The organism is Bartonella sp. CR84HXZ (assembly GCF_042194535.1).
In the GTDB taxonomy this organism is placed as follows: Bacteria; Pseudomonadota; Alphaproteobacteria; order Rhizobiales; family Rhizobiaceae; genus Bartonella; species Bartonella grahamii.
This window is the reverse complement of the sequence record NZ_JBHIMY010000006.1, coordinates 76172-99832: the sequence shown is the minus strand read 5'-3', so window position 1 is coordinate 99832 and position 23661 is coordinate 76172. Positions and strand designations below refer to the sequence as shown.

General features: G+C 39.8%; 24 protein-coding genes. 7 read left to right on the top strand and 17 right to left on the bottom strand.

Annotated elements, in window-relative coordinates:
• Window positions 1-235: 235 nt before the first annotated feature.
• The 4 genes from ACFIKD_RS04460 to ACFIKD_RS04445 form a co-directional block, all read right to left on the bottom strand.
• Entirely contained in the window at window positions 236-427 is a 192-nt protein-coding gene (locus ACFIKD_RS04460) for a hypothetical protein (RefSeq protein ID WP_375647319.1), read from the bottom strand.
• Window positions 420-557: a hypothetical protein gene (locus ACFIKD_RS04455; protein WP_375647317.1), complete on the bottom strand. Its 138-nt coding sequence runs from the start codon at window positions 555-557 to the stop codon at window positions 420-422. The genes ACFIKD_RS04460 and ACFIKD_RS04455 overlap by 8 nt, the downstream gene beginning before the upstream one ends.
• Window positions 558-570: 13 nt before the next feature.
• Window positions 571-897: a hypothetical protein gene (locus ACFIKD_RS04450; RefSeq protein ID WP_375639170.1), complete on the bottom strand. Its 327-nt coding sequence runs from the start codon at window positions 895-897 to the stop codon at window positions 571-573.
• 552 nt (window positions 898-1449) lie between these two features.
• Window positions 1450-1662: a hypothetical protein gene (locus ACFIKD_RS04445; RefSeq protein ID WP_375647316.1), complete on the bottom strand. Its 213-nt coding sequence runs from the start codon at window positions 1660-1662 to the stop codon at window positions 1450-1452.
• A gap of 382 nt (window positions 1663-2044) precedes the next feature.
• Here ACFIKD_RS04445 and ACFIKD_RS04440 point away from each other — a divergent pair, with 382 nt between their 5' ends.
• Window positions 2045-2416: a helix-turn-helix domain-containing protein gene (locus tag ACFIKD_RS04440; protein ID WP_375639156.1), complete on the top strand. Its 372-nt coding sequence runs from the start codon at window positions 2045-2047 to the stop codon at window positions 2414-2416.
• 1436 nt (window positions 2417-3852) lie between these two features.
• On the opposite strand, the gene ACFIKD_RS04435 is transcribed toward ACFIKD_RS04440, so the two are convergent.
• The gene (locus tag ACFIKD_RS04435; protein ID WP_375647330.1) at window positions 3853-5088 is read right to left on the bottom strand and encodes an MFS transporter; all 1236 of its coding nucleotides are present in this window, start codon (window positions 5086-5088) and stop codon (window positions 3853-3855) included.
• 1613 nt (window positions 5089-6701) lie between these two features.
• On the opposite strand from ACFIKD_RS04435, the gene ACFIKD_RS04430 reads away from it, so the two are divergent.
• The gene (locus tag ACFIKD_RS04430) at window positions 6702-7073 is read left to right on the top strand and encodes a helix-turn-helix domain-containing protein (protein ID WP_375647315.1); all 372 of its coding nucleotides are present in this window, start codon (window positions 6702-6704) and stop codon (window positions 7071-7073) included.
• Between the two features lie 401 nt (window positions 7074-7474).
• On the opposite strand, the gene clpB is transcribed toward ACFIKD_RS04430, so the two are convergent.
• The 4 genes from clpB to ACFIKD_RS04410 form a co-directional block, all read right to left on the bottom strand.
• Window positions 7475-10054, bottom strand: coding sequence for an ATP-dependent chaperone ClpB (gene clpB / locus ACFIKD_RS04425; protein WP_375647314.1), 2580 nt, complete (start codon window positions 10052-10054; stop codon window positions 7475-7477).
• Between the two features lie 285 nt (window positions 10055-10339).
• Window positions 10340-10612 (bottom strand): DNA polymerase, encoded by a 273-nt coding sequence (locus ACFIKD_RS04420; RefSeq protein WP_375647312.1) that lies wholly within the window; start codon window positions 10610-10612, stop codon window positions 10340-10342.
• 107 nt (window positions 10613-10719) lie between these two features.
• Complete coding sequence (locus tag ACFIKD_RS04415; protein WP_375647311.1) at window positions 10720-11082, bottom strand: hypothetical protein; 363 nt, start codon at window positions 11080-11082, stop codon at window positions 10720-10722.
• Window positions 11083-11220: 138 nt separating this feature from the next.
• Window positions 11221-11385 carry a hypothetical protein gene (locus ACFIKD_RS04410; protein WP_375647310.1) on the bottom strand — a complete coding sequence of 55 codons (165 nt, stop codon included), beginning with the start codon at window positions 11383-11385 and terminating at the stop codon, window positions 11221-11223.
• 1210 nt (window positions 11386-12595) lie between these two features.
• Here ACFIKD_RS04410 and ACFIKD_RS04405 point away from each other — a divergent pair.
• The gene (locus ACFIKD_RS04405; protein ID WP_375647308.1) at window positions 12596-12967 is read left to right on the top strand and encodes a helix-turn-helix domain-containing protein; all 372 of its coding nucleotides are present in this window, start codon (window positions 12596-12598) and stop codon (window positions 12965-12967) included.
• 426 nt (window positions 12968-13393) lie between these two features.
• On the opposite strand, the gene ACFIKD_RS04400 is transcribed toward ACFIKD_RS04405, so the two are convergent.
• From ACFIKD_RS04400 to ACFIKD_RS04380, 5 genes are all read right to left on the bottom strand, one after another.
• A complete protein-coding gene (locus tag ACFIKD_RS04400; protein WP_375647307.1) occupies window positions 13394-14602 on the bottom strand; it encodes an MFS transporter in 1209 nt (402 codons plus the stop codon).
• Window positions 14603-14907: 305 nt separating this feature from the next.
• Window positions 14908-15192, bottom strand: coding sequence for a DNA gyrase inhibitor YacG (gene yacG, locus ACFIKD_RS04395; RefSeq protein ID WP_015856851.1), 285 nt, complete (start codon window positions 15190-15192; stop codon window positions 14908-14910).
• A gap of 21 nt (window positions 15193-15213) precedes the next feature.
• Window positions 15214-15927: a Maf family nucleotide pyrophosphatase gene (locus ACFIKD_RS04390; protein WP_375635662.1), complete on the bottom strand. Its 714-nt coding sequence runs from the start codon at window positions 15925-15927 to the stop codon at window positions 15214-15216.
• Window positions 15928-16162: 235 nt separating this feature from the next.
• Window positions 16163-16381 carry a translation initiation factor IF-1 gene (infA, locus tag ACFIKD_RS04385; RefSeq protein WP_004857577.1) on the bottom strand — a complete coding sequence of 73 codons (219 nt, stop codon included), beginning with the start codon at window positions 16379-16381 and terminating at the stop codon, window positions 16163-16165.
• Window positions 16382-16712: 331 nt separating this feature from the next.
• Window positions 16713-16844 (bottom strand): hypothetical protein, encoded by a 132-nt coding sequence (locus tag ACFIKD_RS04380; protein ID WP_375635626.1) that lies wholly within the window; start codon window positions 16842-16844, stop codon window positions 16713-16715.
• A 728-nt stretch (window positions 16845-17572) separates the two neighbouring features.
• On the opposite strand from ACFIKD_RS04380, the gene ACFIKD_RS04375 reads away from it, so the two are divergent.
• Together ACFIKD_RS04375 and ACFIKD_RS04370 are read left to right on the top strand one after the other, a co-directional pair.
• On the top strand, window positions 17573-17938 hold the full coding sequence (locus tag ACFIKD_RS04375) for a helix-turn-helix domain-containing protein (protein ID WP_375647306.1): 366 nt from the start codon (window positions 17573-17575) through the stop codon (window positions 17936-17938).
• A gap of 379 nt (window positions 17939-18317) precedes the next feature.
• Entirely contained in the window at window positions 18318-18683 is a 366-nt protein-coding gene (locus ACFIKD_RS04370) for a helix-turn-helix domain-containing protein (protein WP_375635623.1), read from the top strand.
• Window positions 18684-19526: 843 nt separating this feature from the next.
• On the opposite strand, the gene ACFIKD_RS04365 is transcribed toward ACFIKD_RS04370, so the two are convergent.
• The 3 genes from ACFIKD_RS04365 to ACFIKD_RS04355 all read right to left on the bottom strand — a co-directional run bounded on the left by ACFIKD_RS04365 (window position 19527) and on the right by ACFIKD_RS04355 (window position 21171).
• Complete coding sequence (locus ACFIKD_RS04365; RefSeq protein ID WP_375647305.1) at window positions 19527-19730, bottom strand: hypothetical protein; 204 nt, start codon at window positions 19728-19730, stop codon at window positions 19527-19529.
• A gap of 696 nt (window positions 19731-20426) precedes the next feature.
• Complete coding sequence (locus tag ACFIKD_RS04360; RefSeq protein WP_375635621.1) at window positions 20427-21008, bottom strand: disulfide bond formation protein B; 582 nt, start codon at window positions 21006-21008, stop codon at window positions 20427-20429.
• Between the two features lie 10 nt (window positions 21009-21018).
• Window positions 21019-21171: a DUF5993 family protein gene (locus ACFIKD_RS04355; RefSeq protein WP_015856857.1), complete on the bottom strand. Its 153-nt coding sequence runs from the start codon at window positions 21169-21171 to the stop codon at window positions 21019-21021.
• Between the two features lie 811 nt (window positions 21172-21982).
• On the opposite strand from ACFIKD_RS04355, the gene purE reads away from it, so the two are divergent.
• Window positions 21983-22480 carry a 5-(carboxyamino)imidazole ribonucleotide mutase gene (purE, locus tag ACFIKD_RS04350; protein ID WP_015856858.1) on the top strand — a complete coding sequence of 166 codons (498 nt, stop codon included), beginning with the start codon at window positions 21983-21985 and terminating at the stop codon, window positions 22478-22480.
• 1 nt (window position 22481) lies between these two features.
• Window positions 22482-23633 carry a 5-(carboxyamino)imidazole ribonucleotide synthase gene (locus ACFIKD_RS04345; protein WP_375635620.1) on the top strand — a complete coding sequence of 384 codons (1152 nt, stop codon included), beginning with the start codon at window positions 22482-22484 and terminating at the stop codon, window positions 23631-23633.
• Window positions 23634-23661: the final 28 nt, after the last annotated feature.

Here is a 23661-nt window from a genome sequence, read left to right as displayed (position 1 = left end):
GCATAATACTTCTCTCAAGTTTCACGCCCTTCGCCCATCAAAACACTATCCCATATCCACCACACAAACATCCTGCACCAAATCTCCTCCAACACATGGCTCTCAGGCATCATTCACCCAAGCCAAGTATCACGAGCGCCTACAAGCACGATAGCCTCTGCTTCAATCCCCTCAAGACAAGCAATCACCAAAGCAACCCCCTTCCAAGATGTCACCCCGCATCATCCACCTCAGCCTAACATTTTTCAATATCACAAACCTCCGTTGCTGAAGGATCACGCTTCTCCGGTTCAATACTTTTTGCATTCACTGGTACAATCTCGATACGCGAAACTGTTTTTAATATCTCCACACCTTCAATAACGAGAAAAGACCAAACCTTTACAAAAAATCCAAAACAGTAGATAATATCACGCCCTCTAAGCATCGTACCTCTCGAGTATCACCTCTTCAGCACACGCCCCTCTGTCATCGCCCATAAAAGCCGGCGTCCCCATAAAGCCAAGCCCAAATATCTCCCCCCGAAATATTCTGCTCTCCAATAAACGCCCAAACATCACAGCCCCCTCTTCAAGCCTCCGTTGCTGAAGGATCACGCTTCTCCGGTTCGATACTTTTTGCATTCACTGGTACAATCTCAATACGCGAAACTGTTTTAACCTCCCCTTCTCCAGTCCCCTGAAGAGGCAACACTTTTGCAAGCAGCGAAAAAAACGGTACGGGATTATTCAGAGCATGATACTGAAGATAAGACACCAGCCCATCTTCACCATAGTGATAGCCCGCCTGCTCCGCCGCTGTCAAAAGAGCTTCATTAAATCGCTTTGTTGTTTTATTCAAAGCCCCTTTTTTCCGCCCTCTTCGACGTAAGGGAAGACAATGTTCATCTACCATCATCATGTTCCTTCCAACTAAAGAGAAACCAAAACCTCAAACACAAAAAATGACATGAAAATCAGGAATGAAACCTCAAAAGCAACCAGCAATCTAAAAAAATGGAACACACCCTAAAAGATAAAAAACACGCACAAAGCACAAAGCCTCTGCTCCTTTTTTACAGATCAACGTTTTTACGCTTTTACATCATTACAGAACAAAGCCAAATGAAACTCCCAAACCATTACCCCGCATCGCTCTATAAACACGGGTCTGTCAACAATCTGATTTCTCGTCTATCAGATTCCCCTGCTGATTATTTCATATGGCTATCCCACACTTCAAAGAAGGCTGTTTCATCAAACACGCCAGATAAGCTCTGATCTACAATTTGACTTCAAAAAGCAAATTTTCCTCTGCAGGATAAAGCTTCCACCCCGCACCGGTTTTAAACTATAATCCAACCTCTTACCCAGTAAATTCCCCTACTAACATCAGATTACTTACCCTACTAACATCAGATTACCGCCCCCAAACATCCCTATTTTACACTATAACCGTATAGCAAATATTTTAATTTTCTTGCCAATCTTCTGAAACTACTTTATTGATGAGCTTGTGTTTTTGATCGTCCACGCAACGGTCAAATAGGGATTTGAAGACCCAAAAACTCATGCATGAATTTATCCCGCTTTGCGGATATCCCAGAATTCCTGGAGTTTTTGCTATGTCCAAGTGCTTGTCAGCACTAAAAGCAAAAAGCTGATTTGAGTTCAGTGCTTTCAAACTCCCGGAATACCAATGCGAGGGCGCTCGCCCCCAGCGGGGGGCTTGAAGTGCCAACTAAAAATCCAGATTTCGCACTTTTTTAAAAAGTACCCAATCTTATAGTCTTTGAAATTATTTTGATTTTTCTTGCCAATCCCTTGAAATTACTTTATCACTTAAAGGATATTTTGGTCGTCTACGCAGCGATCAATAAGGGATAGTAAAGCCCTAAGCTCTAGCGTAAGAATGAACCCACTTTGTGGGTGTCCCGGGATTCCGGGAGTTTTTGCTATGTCCAGGTGTGATAAGCACTAAAAGCAAAAATGCTGACTAGAGCTCAGTACTTTACTACTCCCGGAATACCAATGCGAGGGCGCTCGCAACCGGAGGGGAGCTTGAAGTGCAAATTAAGAATTCACATTTCAACGACATTTCAATAGGTAAAAAAATCCGTCACAGACGCATTTCAATGGGGCTTTCTCAAAAGGAATTAGGAAGCCATTTAGGTGTCAGTTTCCAACAAATCCAGAAATACGAAAAAGGCTCCAATCGTGTAAGCGCAGGGTGTTTGCTCGAAATTGCTAAAAAACTAGCAGTTCCTATTACCTTTTTTTATACTGATATTTTTGCAGAAGAAGATATTCCCACAAAAGAAACTCTCCTACAGCGTGATCAATACACCTATAGCGAAAAAGAACACGCACTTTTGAAAAACTTTAGAGAACTCCAGCCGAAAAAACAAAAAGCAGTTTTGTGGTTGATTTCTGATTAGACAAAAGCACACCTATCGACATCCCTCGCCAATATCCCCCTCTGCCTAAAGCCTTGCCCGCCTGATACCACCACATCTCAAAAAACGGTTTACGGCACCGGTTTACGACATCATAGGATGACAAACTTCAAAATAGGATAACAAACACCAAAACCTTGGGAAAACATCCCCACCCCTCTCACAGAATTCTATCAAGAGATCTCTCTGATTTAAACGCACAATTCCGATTGTATCATTATGATACCTTTTTACATTTACCTTGTCAAGTTTTTATATTTTTCTTTTTATATTTTTGTGTTTTTCTTTAAGGGAGCCACATCCCTCAAAACACCTCTCTTGCAAAACGCCGTTCCAGCAAAACGCCTCTCATAAAAAACACAATGTCCAAAACAACAAGAGCTAAAATAGGATTTCCCCTCTAAATAGGATTACCCCTCTAAATAAGATTACCATTGTATTTCTCATTCACCCACTTATTAAAAAAACATCTCTCAATGCTTCTCACACCCATTTCACGGATATCCCCCACACAAATACAGACGCAAATATAATTGTTAAATTCCGCATAGAATATAAAAGCCAACCACGATTTTTCTCTCTTCACATCTCTTTACACATCCCCTCTTTACACATCCCCCTTTCAATCTGTTCACAGCTATTCCCAAACTCTCCTCTCCAACCAACACACGAACAGCACTCTTCATTTCCCCTCCAGTTTGCATAACTCTTCGCCTCGTCCCCTCCTTCTCACCACTCCATACCATAACAATATATTGATTTATAATGATAATTTAGCATCATTGATATTGATTGAGAATTCCAAACATCGTAAGATTCTCTCATTTCAAATCTCTCCCATGTTGAATCAATCAAAATCATTCGCTTGCACGTCAAAAGCGGGGAGAGCCCGTGTGGATAAAAAACGATTCAGAAAGGAATAAAAATGGCTCTTATGAACCGTCTCAAGTGCCAAGGGCTGTAGCCAACACCCACGAGCTAGCAAATATAATGATGATACCGGCTTGCTTCTTCACAAGCGTAAAGATAGGAGTGCTCAATGGATTTATCATTATACCATGACAAAAAACACGCACAATACATAAATCCATAAGTCCTCCGCTTCACTTTTACAGATTCACATTTTTACGCTTTTACATCTTTACAGAACAAAGCCAAAGGAAAGATTCACCACCCCACGCTGCTCTATAAACACTGGTCTGTAAACGAACAAAGCTTTTTGCCCAGCCAATGCGCTCCCACAGTCTTCAGACTATCCTCCTCAAACAACAGCACTTCATCAGGCTCAATAAATCAAGCCCTGCCCTCAAATATTCTAGCTCTTCACTCCCCCCTCAAAGAGCGATGTTTTTACATTACAACAGGATAATTAACGAACCGTCTTAGAAAAAAGAAACGGCATGGAGATATTAAATATATCAATGGTCGTCATCTACTGTCGTATTAAGAGATGTTGTATCTTTATTTTTCTTAATTTTTAAAATGCCAATCATTCCCGTGGAAATAATTAATGCAGACATAGCTAAAAAGGAGCTTAACAATCCCACGAGTGCAAAAAGTCCAGCAATAAAGCCAGACACTGCTTCCGCAGAGTTCGCTAAAGTTGAAAAAGTTCCAAAACTCTTACCAAAATCTTCACGACGAGAATATAATTGAATAGCTGAGACTAAACTAATATCCACAAGTGCACCAATAAATCCTAAAACAAATGCTAACACGAGAAGGAGTTTTAAATAAAGTCCTGCTGCTAAGGGCATAACAAACAGAATAACCCCATAAAGAAGCCAAAATACCATGAGCTTCAACGATGTAATCTTGAATATAATTTTACTATATAACAAACCACCAACAATAGTTCCAACAGCCATGAGAGAAAAAATATAACTAACAAGGCTTTCCTCTCCCCCTATAGAGAGGACAAAAGCTGGAATTAAAAATCTTAAAATTGCACCAGTAAAGAGAATAGCAAACGACGAGCCAACGAGCGTAATAAATAAATTATTATTTTCTTTAGAAATATATTTAAGATAGGAAGCTGTTTCTCGATAAATTTTTATAAAATTGAATGATTTATTCTCATTTGAATTTAAATTCATGAGATTAAATAACACTATAATAGATATAAAATAGGTAAAAAAATCAAAAATGAGTACTGCCGATTTATTTGCTAAAAAAAGCAGTAGGGAACAAACTAAAGGACCCATGACGGATGCAGTTTCCTCTATAATTTGTGCAATGCTATTGGCCTTTGTCAGATCCTTTACTGAGAACATTCTGGGAATAGCAGCTTGAAAACTTGGTTGGAAAATACTTCTTCCTATCGTTGTACATATTGCTGCGAAAATAAGAACAATAATATGTGCAGTCCCTGTTATAGTGGTTATAAAAACGAATAATGAGGCTAATAATCTAACAAGTTCACTTAAGATTATATTTTTCTTCAAAGAAAAATTATCAGCTAACCAACCTCCTATAGGACCAAAAAAGAGAAAAGGGATAAATCGAAAAAAATACACAAGACCTGTAAAAAAGATGTTATCTGTTAATTCTAAGACCAGTAAAACAAAAACAACTTCATAAGCATAATCACCAACTTTAGAAATAAAGAGAGAGGAAAAAAGAGCTAAAGGACTCTTTTTTAAAAATAAATTCATATCAACCATCCGATATTAAACTTTTCTACAGTTAAAGTTGCATTCCCTTCAATACAATTGGTGATATGAACTTCAAAAGAGTTGTTTACTCTAACAAATTGCTTAATAAGTTAAGTGAAAATTTTTAAAGAAATACTCCTCTTGGTATAAGCATTTAGACCAATATCAAGTAATATATTAATTTTTCTTTCTTATTTGCTTTAAAAAAAAAGAAAGAATGTAAAAATTATGAGATCAAAATCTGCTATATTATTATATTGACTTCCAGCCCACGTCTCAAAGAATGAAAATTCCCAACCAGCACTGGTCTACAACCCCACTTCAAAAAGCAGCTTTCCCCACAGAACAAAGCTTACACCCAACCGCCCCTCAAATGACAACACTTCGTCAGGCTCAACAAATCAAGCCCACTCTCCTCGCCAGCCTTCATCCCTTCGCACCACCACCTCTTATCCACACTCTCCTCCTATCCATGCGCACTCTCTTCATCCTCCATTTCCCCCTTTTTTCTCCCATTATACACTTAACAACTTAACACCCCTCTTCCCTCCAGCTTCCCCCTCCATTCACGAAAACTCTCCCCCCATTTATCTCACTACATTCCACGCCAGACAAAAACCCAACGTGACCAAAAACACGCACCAACACCCCCTCTCCACTCCTTTCTCACAGACACATTTTTACGCTTTTATGTCATTACACAACGCAGCCAAACGAAAGCCCGCACCGCTCTGTAAACAATAGTTTATAAACGAACCCAGCTTTTTGCCTAGTAGCCTTACAGTCTTCAGACTATCCTCCTCAAATGACAGCACTTCATCAGGCTCAATAAATCAAGCCCACTCTCCTCGCCAGCCTTCATCCCTTCGCACCACCACCTCTTATCCACCCTCTCCTAACCTATCCATGCGCACTCTCTTCATCCTCCATTCCCCCTTTTTTCTCCCATAAGACACTTAACAACTTAACACCCCTCTTCCCTCCAGCTTCCCCCTCCATTTATGAAAACACTTCCTCCATTTATCTCACCACATTCCACGCCAAACAAAAACCCAACATGACCAAAAACACGCACCAATACCCCCTCTCCACTCCTTTCTCACAGACACATTTTTACGCTTTTACGTCATTACACAACGCAGCCAAACGAAAGCCCGCACTGCTCTGTAAACAATAGTCTATAAACGAACAAAGCTTTTTGCCTAGTAGCCTTACAGTCTTCAGACTATCCTCCTCAAATGACAGCACTTCATCAGGCTCAATAAATCAAGCCCTGCCCTCAAATATTCCAGCTTTTCACTCCCCCTCAAAGAGCCGTGTTCTACGGCACAATAGAATAGAAAATTTTTGATTTTTCTTGCTAATCTTCTGAAATTACTTTATCACTTAAAGGGTGAGTTTGGTCGTATACGCGACGATCAATAGGGAACTGAAAGCCCGAAACCTCGATACATAAGAATGAACCCACTTTTGTGGGTGTCCCGGGATTCCGGGAGATTTTGCTATGTCCAGGTGCTTCTCAGCACTAAAAGCAAAATGCTGATTCGAGGTCAGTGCTTTCAGGCTCCCGGAATACCAATGCGAGGGCGCTCGCAACCGGAGGGGGGCTTGAAGTGCCAACTAAAAATCCACATTTTATCGACATTTTGATAGGCAAAAGAATCCGTCATAGACGCATTGCAATAGGGCTTTCCCAAAAAGAATTAGGAAGTCATTTAGGCGTCAGTTTCCAACAAATCCAAAAGTATGAAAAAGGCTTTAATCGTGTAAGTGCAAAATGTTTGCTCGAAATCGCCCAAAAACTAGATGTCCCCGTAAACTTCTTTTATGCAGACCTTGCCACAAAAGAAGATCTTTCAACAAAAGACACTCTCTTACACCTTGATCAATGCACCTATAGCGAAAAAGAACACGCACTTTTAAAAAACTTTAGAGAGCTCAAATCTAAAAAACAAAAAGCAATCTTGTGGCTAATTTCTGATTAAGCAACAGCGCAACGATCAACATTATTCCATTCATATCCCCCCTAAGTCACATTCAAACCAGCTCCCCACACCCCCTCAAAGAGCAATATTTTACGGCAGATAAACGGCATTTCTCTTTAACGCTTTTACGCACAAAGCAATAAAGCAATAAAGCAATCCCGCTTGTGACTTCACTCATTACATTGCAAGAAAATAGTTTTCACTACAAACAGAAATAAAAGAATCCTACGATATTCGAGAACACTCATTTAATATGCAAAAACACCGACCACTCCCTTTGCTTTGCAATAAAACACCCGCTGTCTCATCGTGAATTTTTCTAAATCAGCACGCCTCAAAGAGCGGTGTTTTATCGCACAATAGGATTATCACCGCCCTTTATAGCGTGAATTTCTTCAAACTTAATCTTCAGGCAAAAATTCCAACCGATCACCTTGTTTTATAATTTTCACCGTTGTTTCATCGTGAATTTTTCCAAACAAGATATTTTCCGCCAGTGGGTCTTGAATTTCTTTTTGGATAATCCGTTTAAGCGGACGTGCACCATAGAGAGGATCATAGCCTTTATCGGCAAGAAATTTCCTCACCTCTGGCTCGATTTGCAAAGTTATTTTGCGTTCATTGAGCAAATTTTGCAAATGTTCTATCTGAATATCGACGATCGCTTCCATATCGTGGCGTTGCAATCGTTGAAAAAGAATAATCTCATCAATACGGTTTAAAAATTCAGGGCGAAAAGCCGCTTTGACGACATTCATGACATCATTTTTTGCCTGATCAGTTGTTTGTCCTTCAGGCAAAGCGGTTAAAAATTCAGCACCAAGATTAGAAGTCATAATCAGCAAGGTATTGCGAAAATCGACGGTACGTCCTTGACTATCGGTCAAACGTCCCTCATCGAGCACTTGCAACAAGAGATTAAAAATATCAGGATGTGCTTTTTCAATTTCGTCGAACAGAATGACCTGATAAGGTCTTCTGCGTACGGCTTCGGTCAGCACGCCTCCCTCTTCATATCCAACATATCCAGGCGGCGCCCCAATAAGCCGCGCCCCAGCATGTTTTTCCATATATTCAGACATATCGATGCGCAACATGGCATTGGAGTCTTGGAAAAGAAAAGCGGCCAGAGCTTTGGTTAATTCGGTTTTCCCCACACCAGTAGGACCCAAAAACATGAAAGAGCCAAGCGGACGATTGGGATCTTGCAACCCTGCGCGCGCGCGGCGTACAGCGCGAGAAACAGCTTGAACAGCTTCGCCTTGACCAATCACACGTTTGCTAATTTCATCTTCCATCCGCAACAGCGCCTCCCGTTCTGCCTCCAGCATTCGATCAACAGGAATACCGGTCCAGCGTGAAACAATCCGTGCCACATGTTCAGCAGTAACCGTTTCTTCAACGAGATGATTTTGTTGGTCATCATTTTCAGCGATGCTCAATTGTTTTTCGAGTTCAGGGATAACGCTATAAGCGAGCTCTCCAGCTTTTTGGAATTGTCCATCACGCTGTGCAATAGCCAAAGCATTGCGTGCTTCTTCGAGTTGTTTTTTCAAATCAGCAGCATGCCCTAATTTTTGTTTCTCAGCCTGCCAAGCCGTTGTCATCTCAGCGGACTGTTGTTCCAATATTTTCAGTTCATCCTGCACGCTTTTCAAACGTTCTTTTGCTGTTGGCTCGACATCTGTTTTCAAAGCTTCACGTTCAATTTTCAACTGTAAAATACGCCGATCAAGTGCATCAAGTTCTTCCGGCTTTGAATCGACCTGCATCCGCAACCGTGCCGCCGCTTCATCGATAAGATCAATAGCTTTATCAGGCAAGAAACGATCCGTAATATAGCGGTTAGACAAACGCGCCGCCGCAATCAAAGCACTATCAGCCAAGCGCACTTTGTGATGTTGTTCATATTTTTCTTTAATACCGCGCAAAATAGAGATGGTATCCTCTAAAGAGGGTTCCGGCACAAAGACAGGCTGGAAGCGGCGTGCAAGAGCAGCATCTTTTTCGACATATTTTCGATATTCATCCAAAGTCGTAGCCCCCACACAATGGAGTTCTCCGCGTGCGAGAGCAGGTTTTAGCAGGTTGGAAGCATCCATAGGACCATCGGATTTTCCTGCCCCCACGAGATTATGCAATTCATCGATAAACAAAATGATCTGTCCATTTTCAGCTTGCACCTCTGCCAGCACCGCTTTGAGGCGCTCTTCGAATTCCCCACGAAACTTTGCACCAGCGATAAGCGCTCCCATATCGAGCGCATGAAGCTGTTTATCACGCAAAGTTTCAGGCACATCGCCATTAACAATGCGCAATGCCAACCCTTCCACAATAGCTGTTTTCCCCACCCCTGGTTCACCAATCAGCACAGGATTATTTTTGGTACGCCGTGAAAGCACCTGAACAGTGCGGCGAATTTCCTCTTCCCGCCCAATCACAGGATCAAGTTTTCCTTCACGAGCATCTTTTGTCAAATCACGAGCATATTTTTGCAAAGCATCATATTGGCTTTCGGCATGGGGGCTTGTTGCTGTTTTTCCCTTCCGCAAATCATTAATAGCCTGATTAAGCGCTTGCGCTGTCAAACCACCCTTTGTTAAAATATCAGCGGTTTTTGCGGTCTTTTCCATGATCAGTGCTTGCAACACACGCTCCACAGTCACAAATTGATCACCGGCTTTTTTCGCCAGATCTTCAGCCATGTTAAAGACTTTTGCCAACGGCTGAGACAAATAGAGCTGTCCATTTCCCCCTTGCACTTTTGGCAAAGCATCAAGTGCTTCGTTAAGCGCCTTTCGAATAAGAGTAAGATCACCACCCGCTTTTTGGATCAGTGATGCCGCCAACCCTTGAGAATCGTCTAACAGCACTTTCAACAGATGCTCCGGCATAAATTGCTGATGATCAGAAGAGAGGGCACTATTTTGTGCTGATTGTAAAAAACCTTGCAACCGTTCGCTATATTTTTCCAAGTTCATTTTTTTTCCTTAAATCTCAAGCCACCGCCGCACTTTAAACTCCCCAACATTCCACAAAAGAGACATCTTCAAAGGACCAACCAATCCCCACAAAACACCGCAAATGATGCCGCATGAAGAAGAACCGTAGTGCTAAAAAGAATATGGGTCCTCACAAGCCCTATAGCAAGAGGGAGAGAAAGGTGCACTGTCATTATTTAAATAAAAACTGCAATTCCCCTATACCCTCCACCAGCACAACCCCACCATCACAACCCCACCAGCAAAGCCTCACCATCACACACTTCACAACTTAACACCCCTCTTCCCCCTCCATTCACAAATGCCTCCCCCCAGTTCTCTGACCACATTCCACGCCAAACAAAAGCTCAACGCGACCCCAAAACACGCACAATATGAATTTATGAATATTCCGCCTTTTTTGTAAATAGGATTACTTATAGGTAATAATTTTAACATCATAGCTGAGTACATACTGTTAACATCGTATACTTCAATTTCATTATATGTATGTCCCCATTTCTTGATTAAAAAAACAAAACCCACCTTTATATGCATTTCTTAATATCTCATCACCATTTAATTCTAAAGGAGGTGTTAAAAAAGTTGCTTTTGTCATTTCCGATAAATTGTTCATTACAAGGCTTGGTAAAGTATCGTATTTTTTAAAATATCCTTTTTTTAATAAAATGTCTTTTAACCATATCTTTTATGATATCATCTTTAGCTTTTAAGAAATTATTTATTAAAATCAGTCTTTTAGAACTGCTATCTTTAACAATATTTCTTTTTAATGTAGTTATATGGTTATTGTAGTGAATTAACTGATTTTCAGTTTCAGGATACGCTTTAAAATGAAAAGCACTATTTGGAATTGATTCATTATATTTATGAGCACGAACAACAAAGTTTTTTTGTTTAAACTTTTTTTCAGCTTGCCATTTCTTTAATTCTCTGCTAGTTTTACATACATTCTTAGTAGTAATGGTTTCCGAAGGTATAGATTCATGTGTTGTTTCTATACCCAAAGAAGTACTAAGATGTGGATTTGCATAATTTATACGTTGTTTTAAATTTTGTAGATCAGTTTTTTTGACATTGCTTTCCCCAATGTTGAAAATTCACCTCCGCTATTGAAGCCCTCTGTTCCCGCAGAGGGCTCATTTTTATGATAATGCAATTACAGCACCTGTTTTTTCTTGCAAAAGAGCAATAAGCTTTTCAGTGTTAAAACATTTATCTAAAACTTCATAATCTTTAAAATCATAAGTTTCTTTTGTTTCTGGATCATAAAATTGAACTTGCATTCTTATTTTAAAGTCAAGCCTCATTACCAACACCGTGTATTTTCATTACATAGTATGATCTATTATTGTTACTAGATTTAATTAATTTTACAGATAAAATCAGTCCCATATTTTGACTAGGGGTCCCAAATTTAGAGACAATATCAAAAAAATCTCGAATAGCTGTTCTTGCTGTAACAAACAAAACTCTTTTATCATCTAGATATAAGTACAATCCAGTTTGTACAATATTAGTTTTTTTTATCTAAACTAGGAAACGCTGCTTTCCCTGCTGAATAACCTAATACTTTAAATTTAAAATCATCTTGACTATACGTAAATCTATAAATCCTCCGCTTCACTTTTACAGATTCACATTTTCACGCTTTTACATCTTTACAGAACAAAGCTAAAGGAAAGGTTCACCACCCCACGCTGCTCTATAAACACTGGTCTGTAAACGAACAAAGCTTTTTGCCTAGTACCCCTTACAGTCTTCAGACACCCCTCCTCAAACGACAGCACTTCCTCAGACTCAACAAATCAAGCCCTATCATGAATATTCTAGCTCTTCCCCCCCTAAAAGAGCGATGTTTTATGGCATAACAGAATAAAAAATATTTTTGATTTTTCTTGCCAATATACTGAAATTACTTTACAAATTTAAAAGTGTTTTAGTCGTCCACGCAGCGATCAACAGGGAAAACAAGCCCTAAGCTCTAGCGTAAAAACAAACCCGCTTTGCGGATATCTTGAGATTCTGGGAGTTTTTGCTATGTCCAGGTGCTTACCAGCACTAAAAGCAAAAAAACTGACTAGAGCTCAGTATTTTGACTCCCAGAATACCAATGCGAGGGCGCTCGCCCCCAGCGGGGTGCTTGAAGTGCCAACCAAAAATCCACATTTTATCGACATTTCTGATTAAGCAAAAAACGCGATTTATAATCCATATTTCGCACTTTTTTAAAAAGTACCCAATCTTATAGTCTTTGATATTATTTTAATTTTTCTTGCCAATTTCCTGAAACTACTTTATGAATTGATCTGTGTTTTTGATCGTCCACGCAACGGTCAATAAGGAGTTGGATTCCTTAAAACTTAACACATAAACAATTATGGCTATCCCGGAAATTCCGGGGGCTTTTGTTATGTCCAAGTGCTATCAGCACTAAAAACAAGAGACTGTTTAAGTTCAGTGAATCCAACCTCCCGGAATACCAATGCGAGGGCGCTCGCAACCGGAGGGGGGCTTTAAGTGCCAACTAAAAATCCACATTTTATCGACATTTTGATAGGCAAAAGAATCCGTCACAGACGCATTTCAATAGGGCTTTCCCAAAAAGAATTAGGGAGCCATTTAGGCGTCAGTTTCCAACAAATCCAAAAGTATGAAAAAGGCTTTAATCGTGTAAGTGCCAAATGTTTACTGGAAATCGCCCAAAAACTAGATGTTCCCATGAGCTTTTTTTATGCAGACCTTGCTACAAAAGAAGATATCTCAATAAAAGACACTCTCTTACACCACGATCAAGAAACCTATAGCGAAAAAGAACACACCCTTTTGAAAAATTTTAGAGAGCTCAAAGCGAAAAAACAAAAAGCAATCTTGTGGTTGATTTCTGATTAAGCAAAAGCACAACAGTTAACATACCCCCTGCCTAAAATTTCCCATACTTGATATCACCACCCCCCTCAAAGAGTGATATTTTACGGCATGTAGGATAATTTATACTATAGCTCATTTTCTGTTTCCGTTATTGCTTCAAGCCAAGCTGATTGAGGATCAGTGGCTGGGGTTGAAAGTTTAACTATTCGTAGCATAACAGGGTTCAATACAGTGCAATCGTTACTCAAAACCATGTCTCCGCTTGAGTTTATGAGACGGTAGAACAGTGTCAAGAAGGCAAAGCCCCGAAAAAAACATATGAGCGGTTAAGTAAAAATCAAAAGATTGAGCTTATAACGTTGAAAAAGCTGCTCTATGTTGGATTATCTCCACGTCCTCTAAATCTCAGAAAAATGATTTACAACACATGTTTCGTTGATGAGCCAATCATTCAGAATGAATAATGAACAAAGAACGGCTTACCAATATCCTGATACCCAATAAACAGAATAACCCACTCAATCCAGAAAAAAGGAACAACTGCCCAGCCGAAGTGTGACCTAAAACAAACGCTCCAACAAAGGGAGCCACCAACATAGCTAAATTTTGTATAGACTGCACCCATCCAGAAGCCAACCCAATCTGTTCATTGAAATTGGTTACCAGATAAACATTAGAAGATATGGAAAAGTAGGCACTAACCATTCCAACAAGAAAAGAACAGAAAAACAAAGTTTCAATACGGAGTAAATCCAAGTAAAAAAAGCACACTGAAATCATTACAAAACAAACCATTGTTGACATTGCAGGCATTAACAACTCTGATATTTTGCCTGTAAGGGGTTTATGCTTTGATTGTTTCACTCTCCAAAACCCATATAAAAAATTACCAATCCCTGAAGCAGATACCAACATCCCAAGAGCCTGTTTATTCATTTTCAGTGCATTAAGGATGACAGGCAACTGATTATTCACCATAAAGATCATGGCAAAATACACAAACATCACCGCCACATAGGCATACCAAGTTGTCCCATAAAGCCTATGCTGTGATTTCATGGTGTTCGCTGTTTTTACTATGAGCGACGAGACAGGTTGTGCACCAAGACAACAAAACACTATAAAGCCTAGCAACGTCAGAAATCCAGAAAACAATAAAGTATATGTATCTGACAAAAACGCAGAGAGCGTACTCCCCAAAGCAGGTCCTATCATCTTCGCCATGCTATTGATCATGTTAAGCACAGAATAGTAACGAGTACGTTCTTTTTCAGGCACAGAATTTGCACTGAGAACGAAAATTGCTGGAATGGCTAGACTATTGAATGTCGCTCGAATAACTGCCAGTATAATAAATCCCTGCAGACTCGTCGCCATCAATAAAACGACAGTACATAACGCCCGTAACAACAACGATGCACGCAACCAATGTATCATATAACGATGACTTACCAACATTCCAATTGGCTTAGACAGAACGATACCCGGTAATAATGTTGCCGCTCCAATGAAAGCGACATCATATTGATCAGCTTTCCAGATGAACACAGATACGGTCAAAATCACGATATAATCAATCCAGCCCCCAAATGACACCATGCCATTACCCAGCAAAAGCACCAACAAGCGATTGTTTGTTGCCCCGTCTATTTGCACTAAAACACGCCCCCCTCTTTTTCCTTAGCAATACTGATTGGATTATCAATTCTTCCCTCACACCCTAAAGGCATCAACGACCTTCCGCAACAAAGCAATTTATAATTACAAAACCACTGGTGCTAAGTCTTAGATATGTATTAAAACTTTCATCATTGATTGAACTTAATCTGCGTCTTTGCGAATGACGACAATAACCAAGCCGTTAATCCAGCTCTTGAATCCATTTACGATAATCCCGCGCGCCCTCACCTTCAGCTCCAACACGAAAAACGCTCTGAGCATTCTCTCCTCAAGAGGACTCTTTATTCTTCTTCATCACTTTTCTGCGGCGGGGGCGGTAAAATATAAGCGCCTGAAAGCCAACGATTAAGATCAATGGCTCGGCACCGTGTGGAACAAAAAGGATAGGCGTTTTGTTGTGACATTTGACCACAAATAGGACAAGGATGCGGAGGACGAGTCTCTTTTTGCAAATTTAGCTCTTTTTTTTCTTGGCGCACCTTTGTCATCTGCTCCTTCATTAACTTTTCTTCTGTTCCTTTTTTTTCATTTTTGCTTTTTTCTTTTTGTTGCTTTTCACCTTGCATTGATCTTGCCTTAAAGTTTTTCTAATGCGTTTCTTCAACCCAATGAGTGAAAAGTGGATAGTGATAAGCGGTCAAGAGATCGACTGTTTCAGCCAAAGGCAATCCCACAACATTAGAATAAGAACCCGTGATATAGACAACAAAAGCACCGGCTTTTCCCTGAATAGCGTAGCCACCAGCTTTCCCTTGCCATTCACCAGAAGCAAGGTAAGCCTTCATCATGGAAGAAGTTAAGCGTCTAAAACGGACACGACTTTCAACCAATTTTACGGTTATTTTTCCACGTTCATTGAGCGCACAAACGGCGCCATAGACCTTGTGCGAACGCCCAGAAAGGTATCGCAAACATTCATAAGCCTCGTCTTCACCCTCTGGTTTGGGGAGAATGGTGCGCCCCACAGCCACCACCGTATCAGCAGCCAAGATAATCATTTTCTGTTGAGGTAATTTTTCTTGACCATTCTGCAACTCTTCTTGACCATTCTGATCGTACCAGCGCAAAATTTCTTGGGCTTTCAGCGCTTTTTCTTTTGCCAAACGTTTGGCAAGATTTGCAGGATGTTCTTTTAATTTTGGCGTTTCATCAATATCGCTTGCACAAACCTGCTGAGGATCAATCCCTATTTGTGCTAAGAGCGCTAAACGTCTTGGCGAAGCAGAAGCAAGCACCAAATGAATTCCTTCTGTAAGAGCATCTGCCAAACGTTTTTTCCCCCACTCTCTTATATTTTTCATTTCCACCCCTTCACAATCGACTTCCCTCTCGCCCCTTTTACGCGCCCCCTTTTTAAGCGCCATTAATCTCCTTATCTTTTTTCCGCATTGATTTTACAGTTTTTCAATGCCATTCAAACACTCCCCTTTTTTCACTCATGATTTTTTCACTCATGAAAAGCAAGCTTAAAAACTGTTAAAAAATAATAGAAATAATATGATGGCTTTTACAAAAAAGCGCAAGCCACCCCTTAGGCTACTTATAGCGATATGTAATGCGCCCTTTTGTCAAATCATAAGGTGTCATTTCCACCATGATTTTATCACCTGCCAACACGCGAATACGATTTTTCCGCATTCTACCAGCAGTATGCGCAATAATTTCATGATCATTTTCCAGTTTCACACGAAACATTGCATTCGGTAAGAGTTCAGTAACGATACCAGAAAATTCTAAAACTTCTTCTTTTGACATAAACAAACATTTCCTTTACAGTGCACATATTTTGTTAAGCTGTGCGTTATTTCCAGCGTTCATATCCTATTTTCTTAAGTTTGTGAATAAAAATTCAACAAAAAGAGAAAGGTTTTTCAAGTTTACTCTCTCATGCGCTCAAAAAACATCACCACACATATCACCACACACATTGAGGCTCAAAACTTTCTCTCCACCAATTTTTCCCACCCATTTCCTCCAATTTTTAGGATGATCTTGATTTCAGAGTGACGAGAAATTGCGCTAAAATTTCTCCCCCTCAAGCGTTTTCCCAATGCCTCTGACTATCTCCACGACTTACAAACAATCCTCATCCCTCCAACTTTTCCTCACCTTCCGCCTTCCACACCCTAAACATGCGCCATTGGGATAAATGCAAACACCTCTCCCCATCCAGAAGCCCCCTCCTTTTTTCAAAAACATCCTTCACAAATCCATCCACGACATGCTCCACAGCCCTCTCCACTCTCTATGCATTTCCCCACACAGCCTGCCCCATTTTTCCTCTCTCCACACACTTCCTCTAAGCCACTCCTTCTATTTATGTTGCTCTCCCAGCTTGAAAACACGATCCCTATACATTCCGTCTCATTAACCACAACGCCCCCTAACGACATAAAGCCTTTTCCTTTTTTGCACATTTCCGTTTTTACGCTTTTATACATTCACAGAAAGCAGCCAAATGAAACTTCCACACCACCACCCCCGCGCTGCTCTGAAAACAATGCTCTACAACCCAGCTTCTTACCCAACACCCCCACGCACTTCAAATCACCCCCCCTCAAACGAGACTGTTTCATCAGACCAGACAAAGAAATCCAGCCTAAAATATTCATCACACTCTAAAAAACACCTTGATAAATTGATATGCCTGATATCACCCCCCCAATAACGCCGTTTTATGACATATTGATTTCTCTTGCCAATCTCCTGAAATTGCCTTATGAATGAATACTGTAACTTTGGTCGTATACGCAACGATCAATAGGGGATCAAAAACCCGAAACCTAAACATAGATTTATCCCACTTTTGTGGGTTTCCCGGGATTCCGGGAGTTTTTGCTATGTCCAGGTGCGATGAGTACTAAAAGCAAAAAGCTGATTTAGGTTCAGTATTTTTGACTCCCGGAATACCAATGCGAGGGCGCTCGCAACCGGAGGGAGCTTGAAGTGCCAACTAAAAATCCAAATTTTATTGATATTTTGATAGGCAAAAGAATTCGTCAAAGAAGAATTGCCATGGGACTTTCCCAAAAAGAATTAGGAAGCTATTTAGGCGTCAGTTTCCAACAAATCCCAAAATATGAAAAAGGCTTAAATCGTGTAAGCGCAGGGTGTTTACTCGAAATCGCCCAAAAACTGGATGTTCCCATAAGCTTTTTTTATGCAGATATTGCCACAAAAGAAAATCTTTCAACACATGCCGCACACTATGATCAAGAAACATACAGCGAAAAAGAACACACCCTTTTGAAAAACTTTAGAGAACTCAAAGCGAAAAAACAAAAAGCAATCTTATGGCTGATTTCTGATTAAGCAAAAGAGTAACAATTAACATTATTCCATTCATATACTCCCTTAAGTCAAATTCAAACCAGCACACCACACCTCTCAAAGAGCAGTGTTTTACGGCATAATAGAATAGAAAGATTTTGATTTCTCTTGCCAATTTTCTGAAATTGCCTTATGAATGAATACTGTAAGTTTGGTCGTATACGCAACGACCAATAGGGAACTGAAAACCCGAAGACTTGACACATGAATTTATCCCGCTTTGCGGGTATCCCGGAATTCCGGGAGATTTTGCTATGTCCAGGTGCGCTCTAGCACTAAAAGCAAAAGGCTGAGTCAAGTCAGTGTTTTCAGACTCCCGGAATACCAATGCGAGGGCGCTCGCAACCGGAGGGGACTTGAAGTGCCAACTAAAAATCCAAATTTTATCGACATTTTGATAGGCAAAAGAATCCGCCATAGACGCATTTCAATGGGACTTTCCCAAAAAGAATTAGGAAGCTATTTAGGCGTCAGTTTCCAACAAATCCAAAAATATGAAAAAGGCTTAAATCGTGTAAGCGCAGGGTGTTTACTCGAAATCGCCCAAAAACTGGATGTTCCCATAAGCTTTTTTTATGCAGATATTGCCACAAAAGAAAATCTTTCAACACATGCCGCACACTATGATCAAGAAACATACAGCGAAAAAGAACACACCCTTTTGAAAAACTTTAGAGAACTCAAAGCGAAAAAACAAAAAGCAATCTTATGGCTGATTTCTGATTAAGCAAAAGAGTAACAATTGACATTATTTGCCAATATCCAACTCCCCCTATAAACTTCAGATCACCCACCCCTCAAAAGATGATGTTTCATCAAACGCGACAGATACGTCCTATTCTAAAATATTCTTGCCCCTTCACCACCCTAAAGTAAGATCACTGAAAGCACCCGTTCACTCCCTCTTCAAAAAGCAACTTTCCCCCTCTATTCTCCCACACCCTCTTCTTCTCTCTCATCAACGCACCCGCCTCTTCATCCAAACTTCCCCTCCCTTCACAGACTCTTCATCCCCAAACCCCAATTCTTCTCTCTACATTCCATGCCATGATAAAATCACACACCACACATAAAATCGCAGCTTACTTTTTTGCACATTTCCGTTTTTACGCTTTTACGTCATTACAGAAAGCAGAAAATCTGTAAAAAATGCATTACACAATAACGTTTTCACCAACTGTCATTAAAATCTCGCCTCCCTTTTCATTTAAATCCCTCTATTTTCACTTAAATCATAGATATAAACCGCCCTATTATTTGCATTGACCAGCATAAATTTTTTCGACAACTTCTAGCTATCAAAAGGATTTATAGGAAGCATTTTACGACTTTTAAAAGATTTTTTATTTACATCCAGTGCTTTCTTGTAACGTACGAGAGTACATTTAATTGATTGACTATAAGAAAATTTGAAATGAGAGAACCTTTTCGTTTTTCTCATTCAACATCCGCAATGATAACTTATCCTTATAAGTCACAGTATTTTTTCGTAAGACAAAACGCACAAAACACAATATACTTGCGTTGCATATTCACACGCTTGTTTTAAAGACAGATCTCTCAACGCTCGTCACACCCATTTCGCAAACGCTATCCATAAAGGTATGGAAAAGCCCCCATGAAGGGAATAAAATCCATTCAACATCTTTACGTTTATAGAGGAAAACACCGGCAGCATCACAAAAACTCTGCCACTCCCAATGTTGCGGACAGCCTTCAGTTCAAGAGCCAATTCATTAAAGGCATGCCTTTCTTGTAAAGTTTTTACCCACATGGCCCATCCGCTCATGATGTGCAAGCAAGTAATTTTAATTGATTCAATATGAGAGAACGGGTGATGAGAAAATCTTATTATATTTCAGCGTTGTGCTTCACGTTGGAAATGATAATTTATCATTATAAATCAACATCTTAATAAAAAAGAGAGTCATCCAGACGCTTTATTTTTTCTAAAAAAGGCTTCACACTGAAAAGAAAAGATCTAAAAATTAGATAAAAAAAAAGGTTTGCCTCTAATAAACAAACCTCTGCAGAAAATTATTCAGATAATTTTCAAAATTTTAAATTAATCCCTCTAAAAGCAGCAAAGATACTTCAGAAGCATCAAAATGAATACAATAACTTATTTAACGCAATGTTAAGAAAAATCAAGAATAAAAATTTTTTATCGTTAATGCACCTTTAAAAAACGAAGCTTTTTAACCCACGCAGCTCAACAATCTGGGATTGTTCTAAAAACACCTGCAACCAATCCTTTTATCTCCCTCAAAAGACAGTATAAAAGGTTCACAGAGCAAGTCTTCGCTAAAAAACATCAATCGCAAGCGCTCATAAAAGCCAGTGTTGGCATAAAAGATCAGATTATCGAATAATCTTGCTAAAATGTCTTCCCAATCAATAAAAAAGAAGCGGATTTTTTAACATTTCCGCCTCTTTAACAATAAAATCACGATGAGGGATTATTAAAAATTCAAGACTGTGAAGGGAACCAATTTGATAACAATTCATACCTTACAGGATCATCAGCACATTGTCCACCACCACATTCCAGTATGGTAGAAATCAAATTTGCCGCAATCAAAAACACAAATAAAAAACTTGCCGTTTTACTCAAAAATGGAAAAGGAGAAAATTCTTTGAACTTATGTGCCAATTCGCCTAAAATCATGACAAATGAGACAGCAAAGATACAAAGGACAGAAATAATGAAAGCCCAAGTATAAAAATGCAATCCAAAGAACGTTGAACCATATCCCAAATCATCAGGTGTTATATGCAAAAATACTTGCCGTGCTGCAACGGCACTCGTTACCATACAACCGAGAATAACCATACCATAATGAGTATTTTTCACCTTATGGTGAATATTGAGCAAGAACCCACAACCTGCCAGCATCAATCCAACGCGCTGTAGCAAACAAAGGGGACAAGGTAACTCAAACTTTACCAATTGATAATAAAAAGCCACCACCAAGACAATAGATAACCCAATGAGTCCTAGCGTATTCATAAAGATGACGAAATGAGGGTTTTTTTGTTCAACTTGTTCCATGGCTATTCTCTCAAAAAGATAAATTTAAAGTAGAAGTTGCGTGATGATTGAAAGTGAGAAGAATGACAACGAATAAAATTGCCCACAAAGCATAACTTATATTTTTTTTGCCATACATAGTCGTTATTGCAGTACCTAAAGCGATTAAAAATGGAAAAAACATAGCTTTAAATCTCCTTTACATCCGGTGTTTAACTTTTAATTTATTTCAGCGTTCACCATTATTACAAAATTGGGCAAAAAAGAGACCATGGATTTATTATTCACAATTCGTCATTCACTTTATCTTGTCATCATATTTAAGTGAAAAAACGCAGAACCATATAATCGCTAAGAAACACATCTTAACAAAAGCACAAAAGCGTTGATTATTCGCTTCCCTTTATATCAGCTATTATTAAAAATATATCAACGATTACAAAGAGCATATTCCCCCACTCAATTAATAGAATCACTTGAACAGCAAAATAAATAGCCTTTGAAATTAAGAGAGCGACATCTCTTTTTTCTCAAAAGAATATCCTCACTTTGCAACGCATTTTCGCCATAAAAATCTCTTTTTCTCATAAGCAATTTTTCAAATTGCAGCAGATTTTATAATATATGGTGACCATGTTTATTTTAGCAAATAAAAATGAGACATTTTTTAAAACTTACAATCAATGGCTTTCCCCCGATGTATTTTTTCCTCTTACCTTAAATAAACGACAATCCCGCAGCTCAACAGCCTCATAGGTCCCACACCACCCCTTAACACCCCCCTCAAAATTCATCCCTCCCCCTCAAAAGAAGTGCTTCATAACCTTCAATACTTTAATTTTTCAACTCTCGAGATCCCCCTTTAAATTTTTAGCTTTCCATCTTATTTGAAAAATAACTGTTTCTCTGTCATCAATTGGCTTTGCAAAGAGAATATAAAACTTTTAAAAAAATAATGATAAAGAATCGCATTGAACCTTTGAAAAGGATGGTGAATGATGAAAAAATCATGTGATGTCGCGATTTTAATGGGGAGCCAATCGGATTGGCAAACGATGTGCCATAGTGCAGATATTTTGACGAATCTTGGTATTTCTCATAGTTCGCATATTGTCTCAGCACACCGAACTCCTGAACGCCTTTATCAATTTGCAAAAGAAGCAAAAGACGCAGGGTTTAAAGTTTTAATTGCCGGTGCAGGGGGTGCAGCGCATCTTCCTGGTATGCTAGCAGCCCTTACGCCTCTTCCTGTTTTTGGCGTTCCAGTGCATTCTCATTCTCTTTCTGGTCAAGATTCTTTGCTTTCAATTGTGCAAATGCCAGCAGGGATACCCGTTGGCACATTAGCAATTGGCAAAGCAGGCGCAATTAATGCAGCACTTTTAGCCGCAGCCGTTATGGCCATTTATGATCATGATCTCGCCCAGCGATTACAAGATTGGCGTCAACAACAAACAGCCAATGTCGCCAAAACGCCTGTAACGGAGGTTTAAAATGGCACCGTTTTCCAACACCACCCTCTCATCCAACACGCCCCTCTCGTCCAACGCCCCCTCACCTAACATATTACCTCCAGGCAGCGTCATTGGTTTAATCGGGGGCGGACAATTAGCACGGATGCTCGCCATAGCGGCCGCAGAATTAGGGTTTCGAACAGTTATTTTTTGCCCTGAGGCCGATTGCCCAGCCGCTCAAACAGCAAACAGCCATATTGTTGCCTCCTATGACGATACATCAGCTTTAGATCATTTTATTTCTCAGTGTGATGTTGTCAGCTATGAATTTGAAAATCTTTCGCTTCAAACGGTTCAATATGTAGAGAAGAGTAAGCCTGTTTATCCTTCTTCCAAAGCATTAGAGATCACGCAAGATCGACTTTTTGAGAAGCAATTTTTACGTGATCAAGGGATTGGAACCGCCTCATGGTATGCTGTTGACAATTCTTCTTCTCTTCTTTCCGCTCTCGATGCCTTAGGCGAACGTGGTCTTTTAAAGACGCGTCGTTTTGGTTATGATGGGAAAAACCAGATCAAACTTGACCGCCCCAATGAACAAACCCTTGACGAAGCCTTAAGGACTTTTCAGGAGCAGCCTTGTATTTTGGAAGAAATAGTTCCTTTTTTATCAGAAATTTCAGTTCTCTCGGCTCGCACAAAACAAGGGGAACATATTTTTTATGATTGCCCTGAAAACCAACATAAAAACGGAATTCTTCATAAATCCTTTGTTCCATCCCATATTCCACTTGACGTGCAAAAAGCAGCCCAAGAAATCAGCCTAACAGTAATGGATGCCCTCGATTATGTTGGTGTTCTTTGTATTGAACTTTTTGTCTTAACGGATGGTCATCTTTTAGTAAATGAACTCGCGCCGCGTGTCCATAATTCTGGTCATTGGACACAAAAAGCATGCATAACTTCACAATTTGAACAGCATATCCGTGCTATTTGCGGTCTTCCCTTAGGCAGCACATACCGTCATAGCGATTGCCAAATGACAAATCTTCTTGGGAACAATTTAAGCACGTTAAAATATTTTCTCACGCAAGAGCGCACCTCAATCCATTTATATGGCAAAAGCACTGTTCAACCCTACCGCAAAATGGGGCATGTCATCCAATTAATGGGACCAGCGAGCAAATCTTAACGCTCACATATAAAAACGCTTTTTCACC